The organism is Longimicrobium sp., from assembly GCF_036399935.1.
Lineage (GTDB): Bacteria > Gemmatimonadota > Gemmatimonadetes > Longimicrobiales > Longimicrobiaceae > Longimicrobium.
In genome coordinates, this window is the sequence record NZ_DASWMD010000043.1 from 1 (window position 1) to 20,637 (window position 20,637).

The following is a 20,637-nucleotide window of genomic DNA, read 5'->3' on the forward strand; positions in this document are numbered from 1 at the left end:
GGATCGCGGGGGCGCTTCTCGTCAGGCGGATACTGAATCTACTGGGCCGCGCCGGTGCGCAGGTAGTCCAGCACCAGGCCCGTCATCGTGCGCATGCCGATGGGGATGGCGGCGTCGTCGGCGATGAAGGTGGGGGTGTGGTGGTCGCCGCTCTTCTGCCCCGGAGGCGTGGTGCCCAGCCGGTAGAAGAAGGTGGGCGCCACGGTGGCGAAGAACGCGAAGTCCTCGGCACCCGTCGTGGGCGGCACGTCGACGACGTTGCTGCCGCCCATCAGCCGCACCAGCGTGGGGTGCAGCCGCCGCGCCAGGTCGGGGTTGTTCACCGTCACCGGGGTGATGCGGTCGTACTGCAGCTCGTACGAGCCGCCGCCCGCGCGCGTCACGCCGTCCAGGATCTCGCGCATCCGCCGCTCCACCTCGTCCTGCACCGCGGGGTCGAAGGTGCGCACGGTGCCGTGCATCTCCACCTGCTCGGGGATGATGTTGTTGCGCTCGCCGCCGCGGATCAGCCCCACCGTCACTACGCTGGGGGTGAAGGGCGACAGGTTGCGCGAGCGGATGGTCTGCAGCGACAGCACCGCCTGCGACGCCATGACGATGGGATCGATCGCCAGGTGGGGCGACGCCCCGTGCGACTGCCGCCCCTTGATGCGGATGATGAAGCGGTCCGCCGCCGCCATCGCCGGACCGGGGGTGTAGCCCACCTTGCCCACCTCCATCTGCGCAAAGGTGTGCAGCCCGAACACGGCCTCGGGACGCACCCCGTTGAACACGCCCTCGTCCAGCATAAGCTTGGCGCCGCCCTGCTCGCCCGGAGGCGCCCCCTCTTCCGCCGGTTGAAAGACGAACACCACCGTCCCCGGCACCTCGGCACGCATCCCCGCCAGCACCGAGGCCACGCCCATCTGCACGGCGGTGTGCACGTCGTGACCGCAGGCGTGCATCACGCCCACCTGGTTGCCCAGGTACTCGGTGCGCACGGTGGACTTCCAGGGATAGCTGGTCTCCTCCGTCACCGGCAGCGCATCCATGTCGGCGCGGACGGCGATGGTGGGGCCGGGCCGCCCGCCGCGAAGAATGCCGACGACGCCGGTGTGGGCGATGCCGGTGCGCACCTCCAGCCCCAGCGAGCGCAGGTGGGCGGCGACCACGCCGGCCGTGCGCGTTTCGCGGTTGCTGAGCTCGGGGTGCTGGTGCAGGTCGTGGCGGATCTCGGTGATGCGGGGCGCCAGGCGGTCGACGGCGGTGGCCACGCGCGCGTCGGCGGCCTGCGCCTGCACGGCCGCGGGGGCCACCGCCAGCGCCGACAGCGCCAGGAGGGTGCGGTACTGCATCATGCGTCCTCGGGAGTGGTGGATGGGGATGGATGCTCCCCCAATCGTGCGCTCCCGCGGCTCGCAAGTCAATCCGCTGGACGCAAAAACGGCGACGGGGCCGGGCACTGTGCCCGGCCCCGCGCCGTACCTCGATCTATCTGCCGGCTTTCGTGGTCCTTCGCGTACCCTAGCGCGCGCGCTCCAGGCGGATGTCGCCGCTGATGGTGGTCACCGACAACTCCGCGCCGCCCCGGCCGATGGTGCCCCGGGCGCTCTGCCCGATGCGGATGTCGACATGCACGCCACCGTCATCGTCGTCGTCATCATCATCGTCGGTCATGTGGCCTCGGCGCAGCGGAAAGTCGCTGTGGATCTCGCCGGACAGCGTCTGGGCCTCCACCTCGGCACCCACGTTGCCCGCCAGGCGCAGGGTGACGTCGCCGCTCACGCTGTTGAACTCCATCTCGTCGCTGTCCGTCTGCGCAAAGGTGGCGACGACGTCGCCGCTGACGGTGGAGGCGCGAGCCGGGCCGCTGGTGGAGACGCGGACGTCACCGGACACGCTCGCCGCCTCCACGGGGCTGCGCAGCCCCTCGGCCACGATGTCGCCCGACACGGTGTTGGCGGCCAGCTTGACACCGGCGGGAACGCGCACGGTGAAGTCGATGCGGGCGTCGTCGCCGTCGATGTTCCCGTTGTTCCCGCGGCACGGGCCGTCACCGTCCACGTCCGTGCGCCGGCCATTGCGCCCGCCGCGCTGGGGGTAGATGGTGCAGATGGTGATGCCGTCGCGCGTTTCCACCGCCTCGATGCGCACGTCGGCCGCGCCCGCTCCGCGCCGCCGCCCAATGACCTCCACCTGGTCGCCCGATGCCGTCTCGGCGGTCACGTTACCGATGATGCCGTTGATCTCGATCTCCTGCCCGCGCGCCAGCCGGCCGGACCAGCGGAAGTCCTCCTGCCCCGCCACAGCCACCGAACCGACCGCCGCGGCCTCCTGGACCGCGGGGGTGCCGCCCTCACGCGTCGCGCCGACAAAGCCCATCACGGCCGCCGCCGCGGCGACCATCGCTTCGTACCGCATCATCCGTCTCCCTGTTGTCGTGTTGGGGATTCGCGCCGCGGAACGCACCGCCGCCGCATCCGAAAGGATTGGATGCGAGGTCTGGCGAAAGGGTTTGAAGCGGGAGGTTGATGCTGAGAGGGGGCCGATGAATCCGCGGCAACGAGAGCGGAAAGCCCGAGGCCGCAAGAGCGGGTGAACCCGCTGCTCGGAAAGCGGAAAGCCCCGACCCGACGCCGCTGTCGCGTCGCCGTTCGGGGCTTCACCCGCACGCGCGCCGGGAGTGCCGGAAACGCCCGTATGTCATCCCGATGGAGCGGTCACGGTGAACTCGCCCCTGCACCGCAGTCGGCAGCGACTGAGGGATCCGCCACACACATTGCGAGCCGAACCGTGGTTCTCCGCCGGGCGAGTCAAGCCGTCGCCGTTCGGCGTCACGACGAACAGAACGGCCCCGTGTTTCCGCGGGTCTGGAGCGTTCGGGGTTAGTGTGTGGCGGATCCCTCAGTCGCTGCGGAGTACCGCGCTCAGGCCGGTCCCATGTGGTCGCTCCATCGGGATGACGGCGTGCGCTTCGGCAGGTGCGGACTGCGTGCAGGTGAAGCCCCGAACGGGACGCGCGAGCGGCCCGTGTCGGGGCTTTCCGCTGTTCCAGCCGCGGGTTCACCCGCCCCTGGGATTCGCCCCTGAACGGGCTGCCCCTCGCGCCGCTATCCGTGCCGCTGGTTCACCCGCAGCGCGATCCGCGCCGCGACACCCAGTGGAAGCAGGCGCCCGAACAGCGTGGCCGCGCGGTTCGCGGCGCCCGGCACCACGTGCGCCCGGTCCGCGTCGAAGGCGTTCAGGCCGCCCGCCACCACCTGCTCCGGGGTCAGGTAGCCGGGCTGCCCCTCGTACACCCGCGTGCCGGCGACCGCCTGGAACCCGCTGGGCGTGGGCCCCGGGCAGAGGGCCATCACCCGCACCCCCGCCTGCCGGTTCTCCACCGCGAGCGATTCCGAGAGCGACAGCACGAACGCCTTGGTGGCCGCGTACGCCGCCATCGAGGGCACGGGCTGAAAGGCGACGATGGAGGCCACGTTGATGATTCCGCCCGCCCCGCGCCCCCTCATCTCCCCCACGGCCAGGTGCGCCAGCTCCAGCAGCGCCGTGCAGTTCAGCGACACCATTTCCGCCTGTCGCTCCCTCGGCAATTCGTGGAAGCGGCCGCGCAGCCCGAAGCCCGCGTTGTTCACCAGCAGGTGCACGGGGTGCTCGGCCGAGGCTTGCTCCCACGCCCGTGCCGCGGCCCCGGGCACCGCCAGGTCCCCGGCGACCACCTGCGTCTCCACGCCGTGCTCCCGCCGCAGGGCATCCCCCAGCGCCTCCAAACGATCCGCGGAGCGCGCGCAGAGCACCAGGTTCATCCCGCGCGCCGCCAGCGCCCGCGCGAACGCCTCGCCGATGCCCATCGACGCGCCCGTCACCAGCGCCCACCGGCCGCGGTATTCGAAGGGACCGGAGCCGGCGGACCGGGAACGCTCGGACGGATGATCGGGCATGGTGAACACCGCAGGAAGGAGAAACGAAAAAGGCGCGGGAATCAGCTCCCGCGCCCCTCGTCTTGCGAACTTCGCGCCCGCTCACACGCCGACGCGCACCACCTTGTCACCCTCCACGTACTTCACCTCCGGCTCGCAGCGCACCCCGGCCAGCGCGTCGGCGCTCAACTCCGCCGAAAAGCCGAGAAGCGCGTGCTCGTACACGAACCGCGGGGTGAATCCGTGCGTCTGCGCCAGTCGCGCCGTGGTGGCGCGCGAATCGGTGCCCTCGCGATACACCACGATGTAGAGGTTGGCCAGCGACGGGTCGGGTTGGCTGAGCACCGGGGCCGCGTTGGAGCAGCGGGCCGACAGCTGGGCGCGCGCGTCGGGCCCCGTCGGCGAGTCGCACGCGGCGAGGGCCAGCAGGGCCAGGGGAGCGAGGAAAGAACGTTTGCGCATGGCCGTGCGGAAACAAAGGGTTCACGAAACCAACGGAAGCTGGACCAGGAACGTCCCGGCGCCCCTGGTCGTGACAGCCCCCTACCAGCTGAGGCCGCTGTCCAGCAGGGCCTGGGCCTCGGAGGCGCTGGCCGGGCGCGAGAACAGGTAGCCCTGCCCGTACTCGCACCGCAGCGCGCGGATCTGGCTGAGCACGCCCGGGTTCTCGATGCCCTCCGTCACCACCTCCACCCCCAGCGCCTGCGCCATGGCCACGATGGTGCGCACGATCTGCAGCGGGTCGTCGCCGGCCCCCGTTACGAACGAGCGGTCGATCTTCAGCGCGTCCAGCGGCAGCCGGTGAAGGTAGCTGAGCGACGAGTACCCGGTGCCGAAGTCGTCCACGTGCAGCCGCACCCCCAGCGCCTTCAGCCCGTGAAGCATGCCCATCACCCCCGCGGACTGCTGCAGGATGGTGCTTTCGGTGATCTCCAGCTCCAGCGAGCCGGGCTCGATGCCCGTGCGGGCCACCACCTCGGCCACGCGCTCCACCAGGTCCGGCTGCGTGAACTGCCGCGCCGACAGGTTCACCGCCATCCGGATCCCCGCCCCGCCGGGCCGGTCCTGCAGCGTGCGCAGCGTGGTGCACGCCTGCTCCAGCACCCACAGCCCCATCGGCAGGATCAGCCCCGTCTCCTCGGCCAGCGGCACGAACTCGTCGGGCTGGATCATCCCGCGCGTGGGGTGCTCCCACCGCGCCAGCGCCTCGAACCCGGCGATGCGCCCCGTCTCCAGCTTGACGATCGGCTGGTAGTGCACGCGCAGCTCGCCGCGCTGCAGGGCGTGGCGCAGGTCCGTTTCCAGGTGCAGCCGGGCGATGGCCTCGGCGTGCATGGCGGGGTCGAACACCTGGTAGTGGCCCTCGCCCGCCTCGCGCGCGCGCACCATGGCGATGGTCGAGTCGCGCAGCACGTCTTCGGCGCGCTCGTACGTGCCGTTGCCCAGCACGATGCCGATGCTGGCGCCGCTGAACACCTCGCGCCCGCCCACACGGAACGGCGCCGTCAGGGTGCTGCGGATGCAGGCGGCGATGCGGGCCGGCTCGCGCACGCCCCGCACGTCTTCCAGCAGCACGGCGAACTGGTCGCCGCCGATGTGGGCGATCATGCCGTCGGGGGGAACGCACTCGCGCAGGCGCTCGGCCGCGGCGCGCAGCAGCTCTTCGGCCGAGGCGCGGCCCAGGCTGTCGGCCACCAGCTGCACCCGGTCGATCTCCACCGCCAGCAGCGCGAAGTGGCCCTGCCCCATGCGCGCCAGCTCCACCGCCAGCTCCAGCCGGTGCGTCAGCAGCCCGCGGTTGGGCTGGCCCGTCACCGCGTCGTAGTACGCGCTGCGCAGCAGCTCGCGCTCCAGGTGCTTGCGGTGCGTCAGGTCTTCGCAGCAGGTCACCAGCCCCAGGGGGTGGCCGGCCGCGTCGCGCACCACGTCGGAGCGCAGCATCACCGGAAAGGTGCTGCCGTCCTTCCTGACGTTGATGGTTTCGCGGTTCCACCCCTCGGCCGTCGCCATCTTCTCGGGCGCCAGCGGGCGGGCGGCGGCGGGCGGGGCGAAGATGCGGGCGTGCTTGCCGATCAGCTCGTCGGCCTCGTACCCGTGCATCCGCGCGTCGGCGGGGTTGATGTAGAGGATGCGCCCGTTCACGTCGGTGACGGTGACGCCCAGCGTCATCGTTTCCACCGCCTTCTTCAGCATCCGCAGGTTCACGCCCCGCTTGGAGGCGCTGCGCGCGGCGATGGCCAGCGCCTCCTGCACCCCCGGCGCCTCCTCGCGGCGCGACACCAGGTGCGAGGCCAGGCTGGCCAGCGACGAAAGCAGCTCCACCTCTCCGTCCGTCCACACCCGGGGGCGCGCGTCGGCCACGCACAGGACGCCCGCCACGCGCCCGTCCGCGCGGTGGAAGGGGATGCCGGCGTACCCCACCTCGCCCAGCCAGAGCGTGGGGTCGGCCAGCACCTCGGGGTGCTGGCGGGCATCGCGCACCAGCAGGGGCTCGCCCGACTCGGCGGCCAAACGGCAGAGCGTAAGCGACAGCCCGGCCTCGCGCCGGGCGCGCCAGCATTCGCCACAGTCGCCGGCGGCGTACGGTCCGTCCCCATCGACCATCGAGACGACCGCTACGGGGGCAGACACCAGGCGCACGGCAATGGAGGCCAGGCGTTGAAAGCCTGCCTCGGCACTGCCCCCACGCGCGTCGAGCGTCGCGAGGGGGGAGCCGCCGTACGCGTTCAGCAGCATCACGGGCAACCTGCTTCAGGAATTGGGATCAGTCTCGCCCCCGCAAAGAGCAAGGGCCGTGCGAGCGCGTCGGCAGTTTGGTTGGGCAGGACAGTCGGGGAGGATGACGATGGATGATAACGGCGCGTCACTTCATCCGGTAGGCCTTCCGCAAAAAGCGTCCGCCCCGGATTTTACTGGGCGGACGCCATATTTTTACCTTGGGCGACGCAACCTATTGGCGGCACGGAGCATTGGGGTCCTGGCGCGGCCCGTTCACCGTGGGCCGGCGGTCGCGGTTGGCCACCTCCAGCGCGATGTCGTGCACGAAGCCCGCGACTCGTGCAGAATGCTCGTAGTCGATGTACTGCGCCTCGTCCGTCAGCATGTGGTAGTGCGGGTGGTAGCCCAGCGACAGGTAGGTGATGGGGATGCCGCGCCGCGCGTACATGAAGTGGTCGCTCCGGCAGTAGCGGTTGGCCGGGTGCCCGGGCGCGTCCCAGGTGTAGTCGATCTGCATGGGCGTTGCGCGGCGCGCGTTCAGCGCGTCGATCAGGTCGCCCAGCTCGGTGGATAGCCGGCGCGAGCCGATCATCTGGATGGAGTACGGCCCGCCCCGGGCCACCTCCGACGCGCGGCCGTGCCCCACCATGTCCATGTTCAGCACGGTGACGATGGAGTCGCGCGGCACCGTGGGATGGTCGGAGAACCACTGCGAGCCCAGCAGCCCCGCCTCTTCGGCGGTGTGCGACAGGAAGATCACCGACCGGCGCGGGCGGGTGGGCGACGACGCCATCCGCTCGGCGATCTCCAGCAGGGCCACCGTGCCGCTGCCGTCGTCGTCGGCGCCGTTGTAGATGCTGTCGCGCCGCGCGGGACGCAGGGCCCGCAGGCTGTCGAGCATGTCCTGGATGCGCTCGCGCTGGGCCGCGGACGGGGCGCCCGGGCGGTCGTTGGCCCCCTGGGGCCGCATCACGGTGTTGTAGGCGACCAGCGAGTCGTGGTCCATCGCCCGCTCGGCGATCCCCTCGTGGTCGTTGTGCGCGCTGATGCCCACGTACTGGGCGCGCAGCGACGGATCGGTGCCGCGCAGGATGGCCACCACGTTGCGGGCGGGCGCGTCCGGCCGCCGCGCGCCGAAGCGGAACGAGCCGCTGACGGTGCGCCCTTGCGTTCCGGGGCGCATTCCGGCCAGCGGCGCGCCCAGCATCCGCTCCGCGGCCGCGCGGGTGATGCTCATCCCCGCCGGCCCGGTGGCCACCTGCGCGCCGGGCTCCTCCAGCTCGGCCGATTCGCCCTGCCCGATGGTGAGGACGGCGGGCACGGTGATGTCGCTGGCGGCCACCGCCACGGCGGCGGCGCGGGGAAAGCGGGTGCGCGGATAGCCGGGCCACCAGCGGCCGTTCGGCTGCCCGTTCTCACCCGTGGGAGGCAGCAGCACCACCACCTTGCCGGCGGCCTGCGCGTCGGTGATCAGCTCGCCGCCCAGCTGCCCGCCGAAGACCACCGGCGTGTTCTGCGCGCGGAACTCCGCGCCGAAGGGAAAGGTGTTGGCCAGCGGGGGGAGCGGCGAAAAGTCGGTCCACGGCGTCAGCGCCTGCCCGTTCGCCGAGAGCGACACCCCGGGCGCGATACCCTTGACGGTCAGCGGGATCGTCTGGAAGAAGGTGCCGTTCTCGCCGCCGGGCTCCAGCCCCATGCGGCGGAACTCGGACGCGATGTAGTCCGTGCCCATCACGTTGCCGCGGTGCCCCGCCTGGCGCCCCATCATGGAGTCGTCGGCCAGCACGTACAGCCGGCTCATCAGGTCGCCGGGGGTGATCTCGGGAACCGTGGGCCGCGCCTGGTACTTCAACGGCAGCTGCACGTCCTGCTGCGCCGGTGCCGCGGCCGGGGGCTGCGCGGGGGGCGGGCCCTCCTGCACGGCCGCGGCGGGTGCGCACGCGGCGGCCAGCACCGCCAGGGCGGGCAGGCCGCGGGTGAGAATGCGGTAAACGGTCACTCCTGGCTCCTTGCGTCGGTCGTCGAGAATCGTGAGCTCCCCGCGAAGATACAGCCCTCCCCATGCGCGGCAAGCGGGGGCTCGCCCGGATCGGTCATCAGAATACACGAGACTCCCGCACATCCGCTCCCGTCACCCGCACTCTTGCAATCCACGCTACCATTCCCGTCACACGATGGCAATATTGCAATAATGGCGAGAACGAGGTTTTCAGCCACACAACCAGCGTGAACTAGACAATCCGGCATTAACTCCCGCCACGGCCGGCACTCTAGAACCCACCTGTGGCGCAATGGCCGCGCCGGAAAGCGGCCATGTAAATTCATTGCCATGACGCAAACGAACGCGGAAGTTGGGGCCGCTCACCACTCCCGGCTCCCGATCAGCGATGCCCATCTCCACCTTCCGCGAAGCCCAGGAACGTTACGCCCGCATCCGTCGCAGCGTGTACGACTCGGTGGAGCAGGACCTCGCGAACCTGAACTCGGTTCGGGTGCCGGTCCGCCTTGCCGACATCGACGCCCACGCGCTCGAGGTCCGCCGGGCCACATGGGTCGCCAGGCACTGGTCGGGATCGCGCGGATGGAACTGGGACGCACTCGTAACGCCGGTATGGAGGCGGCCCGCCGGCCTGCCGCTGGCCATCTGGAGCGGCGAACGCCTGGCGGGATTGGTGGTCGCTCATCCCTCGAAGCGCCGGCGGAGTGGTGCCCGGCACACGCTCTCGGTGCGCTGCATAGAAGCAGACCCGGACCCCGGCCATCCCCTCCGGCGCCTTGTCGTTCCGCTTGCCTTGTTCGTTTCGGAGAGATATGGGAAATCACTGGGTGCCGAACGGCTACGACTCATCGATCCCGTACCCGACCTGCTCCCCCGATACCTGAAGCTCGGCTTCGCCATTGCCGGACGGAATGGACGCAGGTTATACTTGGAACGCCGGATCGGCAGCCGTGAATTGGAGTCGTGGGAGAAGCTATGACCAAGCCAGTCGTTCCACCTGTCGATCCGAGCCAGGTTCCTGACCGTGACCAGCCCCGCCGCGTCCGGCAGCCCTGGGAAGAGGAGATCTACCAGCGGGCGTTGAAGAGCAGCTCGTTCGGAGACATGTTCACTCCGGAACAGTGGGACCTGATCAACTCAACCGACTGGCCGTCAGCTCTCGTCGGGCCGCCGCCGCCCCCGCCCATGAAGCGCCGGCCGCGGCGACGGGGCGAGCCGCCTCGCGAGGGGTGAATGGAAGAGGCCCCGCCGGGCGTGGCGGGGCCTCTTCGCGTGCAGGGGCTACGGCCGCCGCGCCGCGTTTGCGTTCGCCTGGCGCAGGCCGCATCTTGCCCGCCAGCCACGGCCCCTCACGCAACCCGCACCAACGCTGGAACGATGACGGATACGAGCACTTCGGGCTTTCGCACCGAGCGCGACTCGCTGGGCGAAATGCAGGTTCCCGCCGACGCCCTGTACGGCGCCCAGACGCAGCGCGCGGTGGAGAATTTTCCCATCAGCAACCTGCGCTTTCCGCGGCGCTTCATCCATGCGCTGGGCACCATCAAGAAGGCAGCCGCGCAGGCCAACGCCCAGATGCAGCTGCTGGACGGCACCGTGGCCAACGCCATCGCGCGCGCGGCCGACGAGGTGATCGCCGGCCGGCTGGACTCGCAGTTCGTGCTGGACATCTTCCAGACGGGCAGCGGCACCAGCAGCAACATGAACGCGAACGAGGTGATCGCCACCCGCGCCACCCAGCTGCTGGACGGCGGCACCCGCGTGCACCCAAACGACCACGTCAACATGGGGCAAAGCTCCAACGACGTGATCCCCACGGCCATGCACGTCAGCGCCCGCGTGGCCATCCACCACGACCTGGTGCCCTCGCTGGAGCGGCTGCGCGACGCGCTGCTGGCCAAGGCCGCCGAGTTCGACGACGTGGTCAAGAGCGGCCGCACCCACCTGATGGACGCCACCCCCGTGCGGCTGGGGCAGGAATTCGGCGGCTACGCCAGCCAGGTGGACCACGGCATCCGCCGGCTGCGGAACGCCGCCGAGGAGCTGGCCGAGCTGGCGCTGGGCGGCACCGCCGTGGGCACCGGCACCAATGCCGTGCCCGGCTTCCCCGCCCTGGCCATCGAAAAGATCAGCGAGAGCACGGGGCTGGAGTTCCGCGAGGCCGAGAACCACTTCGAGGCGCAGGGCGCCAAGGACGCCTACGTGTCGGCCTCGGGCGCGCTGAACACGCTGGCGGTGTCGCTGATGAAGATCGCAAACGACATCCGCTGGCTGGCGAGCGGCCCCACGTCGGGGCTGGCCGAGATCGGGCTTCCCGCCATCCAGCCGGGCTCCAGCATCATGCCGGGGAAGGTGAACCCGGTGATGAGCGAGGCCATGATGATGCTGTGCGCGCAGGTGATGGGGAACCACGTGGCGATCACCGTCGGCGGCCAGCATGGCAACTTCGAGCTGAACGTGATGATGCCCGTGATGGCGCACAACTTCCTCGAGTCCGTCTCCATCCTGGCGAACGGCTGCGACGCCTTCCGCACGAACGCGGTGGAGGGGATCACCGCCAACCGGGAGCGCTGCCGCGAGCTCCTGGAGCGCAATCCGTCGATCGCCACGGCGCTCAACGCCTACATCGGCTACGACGAGGCCGCGGCGGTCGCCAAGGAGTCGGCCAAGAACTTCGAGTCCGTCCGCGACGTGGTGAAGCGCCGCGGGCTCCTGAGTGACGAGCAGCTGGACACCGTGCTGAACGTGCGCGACATGACGGAGCCGGGCATCCCCGGCGGCGGGGCGGTCGCCGGCGGCGGCTGAGAACGACCTGAGGGGCGCCCGCCCGGGTGCCCCTCGAAGGATCGAATCCTCGATCCTGCGGACCGGTGCGGACCAGTTTGACAAACCGGGGTATGAGGATGCGGGCGTGCCGTACAGCGGAGGTGAATACGATGATTGATCCTCAGACAGCCCGTCGCGTGTTCCAGGAGTATTATGAGACCACGAGCTTCCAGAAAATCATCGACGATCTGCGTCGCTACTCACCCGAACTGGCCGAGCGCCTCGGTGTCGGCTTGTCGGGTCCCGTACCCCGCAGGATGAGGAGAAAGTGCGTGCTCCGGACTTTCAGGGCGGCTGGACGGACACTGCAGCAGCCACGCTCTTGAAACATTCTCATCGTGCGGCGGGCGTTCGGATGCGTCCTGGCGCCACACCGTCGGCAGACCATAATTGACCAGCACACATACCCTGCCCTGCGGCCACACCGTCCGCGACACGGCGCAGACGCACTACTGCACCTATCTGCATCTGCCGCAGCTGCTGTCGCTGCAGCCGGGTCCGGACGAGGTGCGGCACCCCGAGGAGCACCTGTTCGTGGTGACCCACCAGGCGTTCGAACTGTGGTTCGCGCAGCTTTGCGTGGACCTGCCCCGCATCATCCAGGCGCTGGACGGGGACGACCTGGCGATGGCGGCGTGGCTGGCCCAGCGCTGCACCGGCGTGGTGCGGATGTTCTCGCCGATGATGCGCATGCTCGAAACCATGACGCTGGGCGGCTTTTACGCCTTTCGCCACCACCTGGTGCCGGCCAGCGGCGGCGAGAGCGGGCAGTGGCACGAGATCGAGATCCTGTCCGGCGCGCGCGAGCCCGAGTTCCGGCGCTACCTGGAATCGGAGATCAATCCCGATCCCTCGTCCGTCCCGCATTCGCACCTGTGGACGGACCGCCTCGCCCACCTGTGGGAGCAGCCATCCCTGGCATCAGCCGCCGAAGCGGCGTTCGCGCGCCGCGGCGTCACCCCGGTGCAGGCGTACGAGGCGTCGCACCGGGGCGGCGGGCACGGCGACCTCACCGCGCTGGCCGAGGCGCTGCTGGACTACGACGAGGAGGTGCGCATCTGGCGCTTCACCCACGCGCGCACGGCGGAACGCACGCTGGGGCCCGAAACGCCGGGAACGGCCAACTCGTCGGGCGTGCGCTTTTTGGAGCGGATGGCGACGCATCGGCAGTCGTTCTTTCCGTTCCTCTGGCACGCCCGCGCCGAGCTGTGGGAGCTCACGGGCGCCGCGCCGCGGTGACGATGCAACGCCGGTGAGGGTGGCGGTGTACGAAGGCGAGGACTCGGCCAGACCGGCGGGTCCTCGCTTTTTTTCGTCGCACGGAACGAGATGACGCTCACTGGATTCGATCTACCGCGGCCCGCCCGGCTCCTCGCCGCTTGTCTGCTGGCGTCCGTGGCGGCCGCGGGGTGCACCACCAACGTGTCGAACATCGAGGGGCCGCGGGCGAACGCCATCCCCACGGCGTACCCGTGGAACAGCATGATCTACGCGGCGCGGACCGATGCGGGCGTGATCCTGGTGGACCTGGGATGGCAGAACGCGGAGGATGCGCTGCGGCGGGGGCTGGCGCAGATCGGCGCGCGGCCGGAGGACGTGACCGACGTCTTTCTCACTCACAGCCACCGCGACCACATTGCCGCGTGGCCGCTGGTGCGGCACGCCCGCTTTCACGTGGGGGCCGGCGAGGACGCGCTGTTCTCCGGGCGGGCCGGGCACGCCGATTCGCCCTCGCGGCTGGCGGAGATCGGCATCGGCAATCCCGCCCCGTGGCCGGGCGAGGTGAACGTCCGGGCCTTTCAGCGCGACACGATGTTCGTGCTGGGGGCCGACACGGTGCGCGCCTTCGTGGTGCCGGGCCACACGGCGGGAAGCGCGGCGTACCTGTTCCGCGGCGTGCTGTTCGCGGGCGACGCCGTCAACCGCTCGTACTTCACCGGCTTCCGCCCCGGCTTTCCCATCTTTCACGACGACGAGCACCAGAACCGCGCAAGCCTGGCGGACCTGTTCGAGCGGGTGAAGCCCTACGACGTGCAGTGGGTGTGCACCGCGCACGGCAAGTGCGCTCGCCCCGACGAGCGGTTCATGCAAAAGGTACTGGGACGAGGCTGAACTAACTGCGAGGGTACAGAGATACAGAGAACAGCCAGAAATGCAGAGAAAAGACCGGTTTTCCTCTGTATTTCTGGTTTTTGTCTGTACCCTCTGTACCCCCGCTTTTTCTCCCTCAGCCCGTGCCGCCGCCGGCGAGATACGCGCGCGCCGCGGCATCCAGCACGTCGACCGCCACGGGCATGCAGCTCTCGCACAGGTCGAAGCGGGACGAGTGGTGGGGATGCAGGATGCCGCGCTCCTCGTTGCGCCCGCCGACGAAGAAGTAGCACCCCGGCACGCGCTCCAGCACGTCGCCGAAATCCTCCGCCGCCATCGTCCGCACGTCGGGATCGGTGCGCACCCGCTCCTCACCCACGATGCGCACCGCCTCGCGCCGGACGATCTCCGCCATCCGGGCATCGTTGACGGTGGGCGGCGCCTCGGGGCGGAAGTGGAACTCGTACGTTGCGCCCATCGCGGCGCACACGCCCGAGATCACCTGCTCCACGCGAACCGGCAGCTCCTTCATTACGCCGGGGTTGAAGGCCCGCACCGTGCCCTTGAGCGTCGCGGTCTCGGCGATCACGTTGTGGGCGGAGCCCGCGTGAAAGGCCGCGACGGTCACCACGGCCGCCTCCAGCGGCGAGATGTTTCGCGACACCACCGACTGCAGCGCGACCACGCACTGGCTGGCGATCAGCACGGCGTCGACGGTCTCGTGGGGGATGGCGCCGTGGCCGCCCTTGCCGCGGATGGTCACCTCGAACTCTCCCGCGCCCGCCATCTGCGGCCCGCCCACTACCCCTACTACGCCGCTGGGAAGCCCCAGCCACACGTGAAGTCCCAGGGCGGCATCCACGCCCTCCAGCACGCCGGCTTCGATCATCCCCAGCGCGCCGCCGAGCCCCTCCTCGGCGGGCTGGAACATGTACTTCACCGTGCCGCCCCACTCCGCGCACGACCGCGCCAGCCGCTCGGCCACTGCCAGCCCCACCGCCACGTGCGCGTCGTGTCCGCAGGCGTGCATCACCCCCGCGTTCGTGGAGGTGAAGTCGTGGGCGCACTCCTCGGTGATGGGCAGCGCGTCCATGTCGGCCCGCAGCAGCAGCGTGGGGCCGGTGCCCCCGCCCCCATGCAGCGTGCCCACTACCCCCGTTTCCGCGATCCCGGTCTGCACCTTGTATCCCGCCGCCCGCAGGCGCTCGGCGACGATCCCGGCGGTCCGGAACTCCTGGAACCCCAGCTCCGGGTGCCGGTGTAGGTCGCGGCGCGTCTCCACCAGCAGTTCGGTCTCGGCGGCCGTCACGGTCTCCGTCTCCACGTCGTCATCTGCGTCTCCTTCCAACCTTGGCCCGCTTCGGCCACTGGGGCCGCGAGGGGACAAGGATAGTGCGCGGCGGTGAGGGTCTGCAAACCGGCCGGCTGATGGCGGCTTGGTTACGGGGGCCGAACAGAACGCCTCGTTCACGGTACAAAGGACGACGAGGTGCTGCCCCCCTGACCCGGTTTTTGCATGGGGTGGGGAGGAACGGCAAGCCCGCATACTCAGGTTCGGCAACTCATGACGCTTTCGACCGTGCTCCTCGTGGAAGACAACGAGGACAATCGTACCATATACACTACCATCCTCCGCCACGTCGGGCACGACGTCATCGAGGCGTCCAACGGTGAAGACGGCATTCGCCTGGCGCTCGAGCGGCAGCCCAACGTCATCCTGATGGACGTGGCGATGCCAGGCATCGACGGGTGGGAAGCCACTCGCCGGCTGAAGGGAGATCCGCAGACGGCGCGCATTCCGGTGATCGCGCTCACCGCCCACGCCATGGCCGAAGACCGCCAGCGCGCGGTGGATGCCGGCTGCGAGGGCTACCTCGCCAAGCCCATCGAGCCGCGGCGCGTGGTGGAAGAGGTGGCCCGCATGCTGGCACGCATCGCCGCCGCCGAGTAGGGGCGGACGCCACCCGCCACCGATCGAACAACAGCAGCCCTCCTCGCTCGCGCGGGGAGGGCTGCTCGTCGTCAGTTCCCCGGGCGGGCGAACCCGCACTCACGCACTCACGCACTCACGCACTTTCGCACTTCCCCTCTACGCGATACCCTGCACCCTCACCGAATCCCGAACCGCGACGAAGAAAGAGAGAAGCGAATGGAGGTGTTCACCCAGCAATGGTGCACGGCGTGCTGCGGGCGGCTGAACGCCCGCGAGGCGTACCGGCAGGCCGCGGCGGAGTGGGAAGGGTCCGTGGTGCTGCTGATGACGGCCGATCCCGCGCAGGGCATCGACGCGGACCGTGCCGTGTTCATGGACCTGCACCACGGCGCCTGCCTCGCAAGCCGCATGGCGACCGGCGCGGACCTCGCCTCCGCCGCCTACGTCTTCCAGGCGGGCCCCGCGGCGTGGAAGCGCCTGCTGTCGGGCGCGGACCCGGTCGCCACCGCCATGACCGGCGCGCTGAAGCTGGCCCGCGGCAACCTGTTCGCCCTGGCACGGTACGCGGCCGCCGCCCGTGAGATGGTGGCCGCCGCCGGAGAGGCGGGCGGCACCTTTCCCCCGCCCCGCGGCTGACCCGGCGTCACGCCCGATGAGCCTGAACCGAAGAGACCTGTTCCGCCTGCCCCTGGCGAGCCTGTCCGCCGCCGTCGGTGACGAGCCCCTGCAGCGGCCCCGCCCGGCGCCGGGGTCCGAGCCGGGGCTGCTGATGTCGCACCCCGAGGCCGCGCCGCCGCGGGTGAGGGTGATCGCCTACGGGCCGCTGGAGATCACCGAGTGCGAGGTGGACGACCTGGCGCTCCTGGAGACGATGGCGGGACGATGGCCCGTGCTGTGGGTGAACGTGGACGGCGTGGCGCACGCCCCCACCCTGCAGCGCATTGGCGACATCTTCGGCCTTCACCGGCTGGCGCTGGAAGACCTGGGCGAGCAGGCGCAGCGCCCCAAGGCCGAGGCGTACGACGACCACCTGTTCGTCATCACGCGGATGGCCCGGCTGACGCCCGCGCTGGACCTGGAGCAGATCGCCGTGTTCCTGGGCGCCGACTTCGTCCTCACCTTTCAGGAGCGGCCCGGCGACGTGCTGGACCCGCTCCGCCAGCGCATCCGCAACGGGCACGGGCGGCTGCGGCGGGCGGGGGCGGATTACCTGGCGTACGCGGTGATCGACTCCATCGTAGACCACTACTTTCCCGTCACCGAAAGCTACGCCGACCGGCTGGACGACATTGAGGACGAGGTGGTGGGCCGGCCCACGCGCGACACCATGAACCGGCTGCATGGGGTAAAGCGCGAAATGATGGCGCTGCGGCGCGCCGTCTGGCCCATGCGCGACGCGCTGAGCACCCTCGCGCGCGACCCGTCGCCCCTGATTTCCCCCGGAACGCAGGTGTACTTCCGCGACACCCACGACCACGTCATCCAGATCCTGGACCTGGTGGAAACGTACCGCGACCTGGGGTCCTCGCTCACCGACCTGTACCTGTCGGCCGTGAGCAACCGCATGAACGAGATCATGAAGGTGCTCACCATCTTCGCGGCCGTGTTCATTCCCCTGGGGTTCATCACCGGCATCTACGGGATGGACGTGGAGCACCCCCGGGCGTGGTGGTGGGGGCTGCCCTTCATCTTCGGGCTGATGGCCGGCACCGCCCTCGTCGTGCTGCTGTGGTTCGCCCGCAAAGGATGGCTGGCCCGGAACGAGCCCTGAGGATCGTGCGGCGCGTAAAATTGGAAGTTCCTTGACTGGCCCGTCCCGCCCATCCGGCTTTCTTGCCTACCCCGCTCCTTTGGCAACCTGCCGTATTGCAGAGACTTGCGGCCTTGTACGCGACGCCGCACAGAAGTGGTGCTCCACTCTCGATCTGTCTGAAAACAATCGATTTTGAGCGTCTTGGGGGCCGTTCAGCGGGACTCCGGCGTCTACTTTCCGGGCGAGCCGGCGTCGGTTCGCTCATCCCACCATCCAGAGGCACACCCAAATGATGATCCGCACCCTGGCTGCGGCCCTGCCCCTCGTGCTCGTGCTTTCCGGCTGCGGCAGTTCCGTGACCGCGCCTCAGGAGGCGGAGACGACGACCGAAGTCTCCTTCTCCGGCCTCACCACCGTCACCGACAGCGTCAAGAGCGACAGCACGTCGCGCACGGGCGGACCGATGGGCTCGGGAAGCTAACCAGCCATCACGCTGGTCCCCGCCGGGGCAGCGAGCGCATCCACGAACCGCTCGGCCAGGCTCGAGACGCCGGTCGCCGGGGCGGCACGCTCGTCGAGTGCTGCGTGCCGCTGGATCGATTCCAGCGCAGCCTCGGCCATGATGAGGATCTTCCCTTCGCTGCGCTCCCGGGCCGCTTCTGTGGTCGCCCGGGCGAACCGCAGCGCTGCCGGCCAGTCGGCCAGGCTGGCCGCTCCGTACGCTAGGCCGAGCAACGCCCGCGGTGCCGAGTCCGCTCCGGCCCCCGAGTGGAGAAGGGTATCCAATCGCGCGGCCGCCCACCCGAACGTGGCGCGGTCCCCCGCGCCGCCCGCGGATCGAGCGATCATGCTGAGCACCAGGGCTTGCTCGCCTGCTCCATCGAAGTGCGGCGAGAGCGCCTTGGCGACGCGGAGTGCGTCCGCGAAGCGCCCGAGAAGGATCCAGTGATACGCAAGGTCGAACGCGAGCCGAGCGACGGCTCCGGAGTTGGAGCCGAAGGCGGTCAGCGCCTTTTCCGCGAGCACTTCGCACTCCGGACCCGCGCCCGTCTCCAGCTCGGTGATGAACAGGTCGTGGTACGCCGTCCCTTGAAGATCGGCGTGTCCATGCCGGGCCGCAGCCTTCAGGCAGCGCAGAAAGGCCCGCCTGGCGGCCGGCAGGTTTCCGCGCTGGAAGTACAGCGTCCCCAGCCCTGCGTACGCCCGGGCGTACACCCGATGATCCTCGGCGCGGCGCGCCTGAACGATCCCACGGACATACCAGCTTTCCGCGCGGTCGTACTCCGCACGGCGGCGGGCCAGGCGGCCCACGGCGTAGGCCAGCGCGGCGCTCTCGGGCGCAACCAGCGCCCCGGCCTGCATGAACTCCAGCGCGGTGGCCAGGTGCCCCTGCTGCTCGGCCCACAGCGCCAGGCGCCGGCAGGCGTTCACCACCAGGCGCTCGGGGATGGCGGACGGGCTTTCCAGCACGCGCGCCATGACCGCCAGGGGGGCGGCCAGCTCCGGGTCGATGGAAAGCGCCTCCAGCTGCCGCGTTTGCCGTTCGGCGGCGGTCCCGGTGAACAGCCCGGGCCGCCGGGCCGGCGGCGTCGAAGCCCACAGCACCACGTCACGCGCGCAGCGCCACAGCAGCATGCCCAGCTCGCCCGCCACCTCCTCGACGATGCCCAGCGCGGGCATGGCCTCGGGCCCGCGGGTGAGCGCGGGCGGAACTCGCGTGCGGCGCCTGGCGGCGGGCGCGGCCGGGCGGGACGATCGTGTGGGCATGGTGGGTCGCAAAAGGCGAGAACGCGAATTCGGCCGGAAACGTCTACTTCGTGAAGTTCATACCGATCGCCGACTCACGCAAGCCCAACGAGGCAAGGGGCCGGGGTGGAAACGGCGGAGCCGCGGAGGGATCGGTCCCCCCGCGGCTCGTCTTGTCCTCGTCCACGCCCGGCAATCTACGGGCTCGACGCCTGGAGCCCGATGTTCCACATGCCTTCGTGCTGGGCCCGTGAGATGGGGATCCGCAGCTCCGGCTCGTCCCCGATCCGCACCCGCAGGAACCGGTAGCGCGTGGGGACGGTAATGGCGTAGTCGGCGCGCGATGACGAGGCGTTGCGCACGCGCAGTCCGTCGGGCGTGGGCTCCAGCGATTCGGAGCGGCGCCCGGCAACCACCTGGGCCACGGCCTGTTCCGTATCGCGGAAGGTGAAGATGATGCCGCCCGCCCGCTGCCGCGACCGCACCTGCACGAGCACGTAGTTGCTGCCGGGGTCGAACGGCACGGGGGCCGAAGTGCCCGGCGCGGGGCCCTGCCGCTGCGCCTGCGGGCGCGGAAGGGTGGGGCGCTCCGCCGGCTTGGCGGCGGGGGGGGCCGCGGCGGGTGCCGGCGCCACGGCCACGGGAGGCTCTTCATGGCCCAGGACGCCCAGCACCCGGCGGGCGAAGGGGCCGGGCTGGTCTCCCGAGAGCGCCACGATGGCGCCGCCCACCCAGGCGCGCCCCGGCGGCGTGCCGAAGGCCACGGTCAGCAGCAGCGCGACGATGGCCGCGGCCTGCAGCATGGGGCGCTGCAGGAAGGGCGTGGCGGCCGGCCCGCGGTAGCGCGCGCGGCGAACCGCGGCCAGCGCCTGGTCGCGCCGGCCGACGGACACGGGCTCGTCCAGCGCGGACAGCAGCGAGGGGAGCGCCGCGAGCCCGTTTTCCACTCCCTGCACGCGTGACGTGCACGCCGGGCAGCCGGACACGTGGATCCGCGCGAGGCGGTGCTCGTCGCGGTCCATCAGCCGGTCCATGTATCGTACGAGGTCGCCGTCCTCCAGGTGAGAACGCGGCCCACTATCAGAAATCATCTCAAGCTCTCCGAGGTTGGCGCGAGCTCGGCGGCCAGCTTGTTGAGCGCGCGCGCCAGCATGGTGCCCACCGAACCCGTCGTGGTTCCTACCGCGGCGGCGATCTCGTGGTGGGCGAACCCCTCCTCCCTCATCAGCAGGACCGTCCGTTCCTTCAGGGACAGCCTGTCGAGCGCCGTACGGACCGCCTTCTTGCGCTCCGCACTCTCGGCGGCCGCGTCGGGCAGCGGCTGCACGTCGCCCATCGGCGCCCGGTCCGGCGACGCCGACAGCAGCTTGAACCACCGCGTCCGCGCCCGCGCCGAGTCGCGAACCACGTTGGTGGCGACGGCGAACAGCCAGGCGCGCGGATGCCGGTCGGCCGGGGGCCGCTCCACCAGCCGGACGAACGCCTCCTGCGCGGCGTCGGCCGCCAGGTCGCTGTCGCCGGTCAGGCGCACGAGGTAGCGGAACAGCGCGTCGTAGTGCTCGTTGAAGAGCTCGGTAACGTTCAAGCGCTGTTCCGGTGAGGGCGAAGCAGGTGACAAGCAGATCCGTCCCTGAGCCGTGCGCTCACTGGTTCGGGTGTGGAACGGCTGGGC

The 20,637-nt window shown here is 70.4% G+C and carries 19 protein-coding genes; 9 read left to right on the forward strand and 10 right to left on the reverse strand.

The features are described 5' to 3' along the window. Positions 1-38: 38 nt before the first annotated feature. The 6 genes from VGB24_RS13495 to VGB24_RS13520 all read right to left on the reverse strand — a co-directional run bounded on the left by VGB24_RS13495 (position 39) and on the right by VGB24_RS13520 (position 8,616). A complete protein-coding gene (locus tag VGB24_RS13495; RefSeq protein ID WP_331073471.1) occupies positions 39-1,337 on the reverse strand; it encodes an amidohydrolase in 1,299 nt (432 codons plus the stop codon). Positions 1,338-1,503: 166 nt separating this feature from the next. Beyond that, positions 1,504-2,403 carry a DUF4097 family beta strand repeat-containing protein gene (locus tag VGB24_RS13500; RefSeq protein WP_331073472.1) on the reverse strand — a complete coding sequence of 300 codons (900 nt, stop codon included), beginning with the start codon at positions 2,401-2,403 and terminating at the stop codon, positions 1,504-1,506. Positions 2,404-3,089: 686 nt separating this feature from the next. Then, positions 3,090-3,920, reverse strand: a complete 831-nt coding sequence (locus tag VGB24_RS13505) for an SDR family oxidoreductase (RefSeq protein WP_331073473.1) — start codon at positions 3,918-3,920, stop codon at positions 3,090-3,092. A gap of 81 nt (positions 3,921-4,001) precedes the next feature. After that, positions 4,002-4,361, reverse strand: coding sequence for a protease inhibitor I9 family protein (locus tag VGB24_RS13510; RefSeq protein ID WP_331073474.1), 360 nt, complete (start codon positions 4,359-4,361; stop codon positions 4,002-4,004). An 81-nt stretch (positions 4,362-4,442) separates the two neighbouring features. Continuing rightward, positions 4,443-6,635: a putative bifunctional diguanylate cyclase/phosphodiesterase gene (locus VGB24_RS13515; RefSeq protein ID WP_331073506.1), complete on the reverse strand. Its 2,193-nt coding sequence runs from the start codon at positions 6,633-6,635 to the stop codon at positions 4,443-4,445. A 214-nt stretch (positions 6,636-6,849) separates the two neighbouring features. After that, complete coding sequence (locus VGB24_RS13520; protein WP_331073475.1) at positions 6,850-8,616, reverse strand: M28 family peptidase; 1,767 nt, start codon at positions 8,614-8,616, stop codon at positions 6,850-6,852. Between the two features lie 388 nt (positions 8,617-9,004). On the opposite strand from VGB24_RS13520, the gene VGB24_RS13525 reads away from it, so the two are divergent. The 5 genes from VGB24_RS13525 (at position 9,005) to VGB24_RS13545 (ending at position 13,554) form a co-directional block, all read left to right on the forward strand. Next, the gene (locus VGB24_RS13525; RefSeq protein WP_331073476.1) at positions 9,005-9,595 is read left to right on the forward strand and encodes a hypothetical protein; all 591 of its coding nucleotides are present in this window, start codon (positions 9,005-9,007) and stop codon (positions 9,593-9,595) included. Next, positions 9,592-9,849, forward strand: a complete 258-nt coding sequence (locus tag VGB24_RS13530) for a hypothetical protein (RefSeq protein WP_331073477.1) — start codon at positions 9,592-9,594, stop codon at positions 9,847-9,849. The genes VGB24_RS13525 and VGB24_RS13530 overlap by 4 nt, the downstream gene beginning before the upstream one ends. Before the next feature lie 144 nt (positions 9,850-9,993). Then, complete coding sequence (locus tag VGB24_RS13535) at positions 9,994-11,421, forward strand: class II fumarate hydratase (RefSeq protein ID WP_331073478.1); 1,428 nt, start codon at positions 9,994-9,996, stop codon at positions 11,419-11,421. A 411-nt stretch (positions 11,422-11,832) separates the two neighbouring features. After that, positions 11,833-12,681: a tryptophan 2,3-dioxygenase family protein gene (locus VGB24_RS13540; RefSeq protein ID WP_331073479.1), complete on the forward strand. Its 849-nt coding sequence runs from the start codon at positions 11,833-11,835 to the stop codon at positions 12,679-12,681. A 90-nt stretch (positions 12,682-12,771) separates the two neighbouring features. Further along, positions 12,772-13,554, forward strand: coding sequence for an MBL fold metallo-hydrolase (locus VGB24_RS13545; protein ID WP_331073480.1), 783 nt, complete (start codon positions 12,772-12,774; stop codon positions 13,552-13,554). Positions 13,555-13,669: 115 nt separating this feature from the next. Here the strand turns inward: VGB24_RS13545 and VGB24_RS13550 are convergent, their stop codons facing one another. Then, a complete protein-coding gene (locus VGB24_RS13550; protein WP_331073481.1) occupies positions 13,670-14,857 on the reverse strand; it encodes an amidohydrolase in 1,188 nt (395 codons plus the stop codon). A 240-nt stretch (positions 14,858-15,097) separates the two neighbouring features. Between VGB24_RS13550 and VGB24_RS13555 the strand changes: the two genes are divergently transcribed. From VGB24_RS13555 to VGB24_RS13570, 4 genes are all read left to right on the forward strand, one after another. Beyond that, the gene (locus tag VGB24_RS13555) at positions 15,098-15,484 is read left to right on the forward strand and encodes a response regulator (protein WP_331026177.1); all 387 of its coding nucleotides are present in this window, start codon (positions 15,098-15,100) and stop codon (positions 15,482-15,484) included. Between the two features lie 198 nt (positions 15,485-15,682). Next, positions 15,683-16,102, forward strand: coding sequence for a hypothetical protein (locus VGB24_RS13560; protein ID WP_331073482.1), 420 nt, complete (start codon positions 15,683-15,685; stop codon positions 16,100-16,102). Positions 16,103-16,118: 16 nt separating this feature from the next. Next, positions 16,119-17,237, forward strand: coding sequence for a magnesium/cobalt transporter CorA (gene corA, locus VGB24_RS13565; protein ID WP_331073483.1), 1,119 nt, complete (start codon positions 16,119-16,121; stop codon positions 17,235-17,237). Between the two features lie 271 nt (positions 17,238-17,508). Then, positions 17,509-17,700, forward strand: a complete 192-nt coding sequence (locus VGB24_RS13570; RefSeq protein ID WP_331073484.1) for a hypothetical protein — start codon at positions 17,509-17,511, stop codon at positions 17,698-17,700. Here the strand turns inward: VGB24_RS13570 and VGB24_RS13575 are convergent. The 3 genes from VGB24_RS13575 to VGB24_RS13585 form a co-directional block, all read right to left on the reverse strand. Then, on the reverse strand, positions 17,697-18,986 hold the full coding sequence (locus VGB24_RS13575; protein WP_331073485.1) for a tetratricopeptide repeat protein: 1,290 nt from the start codon (positions 18,984-18,986) through the stop codon (positions 17,697-17,699). The two genes, VGB24_RS13570 and VGB24_RS13575, sit on opposite strands and share 4 nt — an antisense overlap. Before the next feature lie 176 nt (positions 18,987-19,162). Further along, a complete protein-coding gene (locus VGB24_RS13580; protein ID WP_331073486.1) occupies positions 19,163-20,056 on the reverse strand; it encodes a hypothetical protein in 894 nt (297 codons plus the stop codon). Next, on the reverse strand, positions 20,053-20,550 hold the full coding sequence (locus VGB24_RS13585) for an RNA polymerase sigma factor (RefSeq protein WP_331073487.1): 498 nt from the start codon (positions 20,548-20,550) through the stop codon (positions 20,053-20,055). The genes VGB24_RS13580 and VGB24_RS13585 overlap by 4 nt, the downstream gene beginning before the upstream one ends. Between the last annotated feature and the right edge of the window lie 87 nt (positions 20,551-20,637).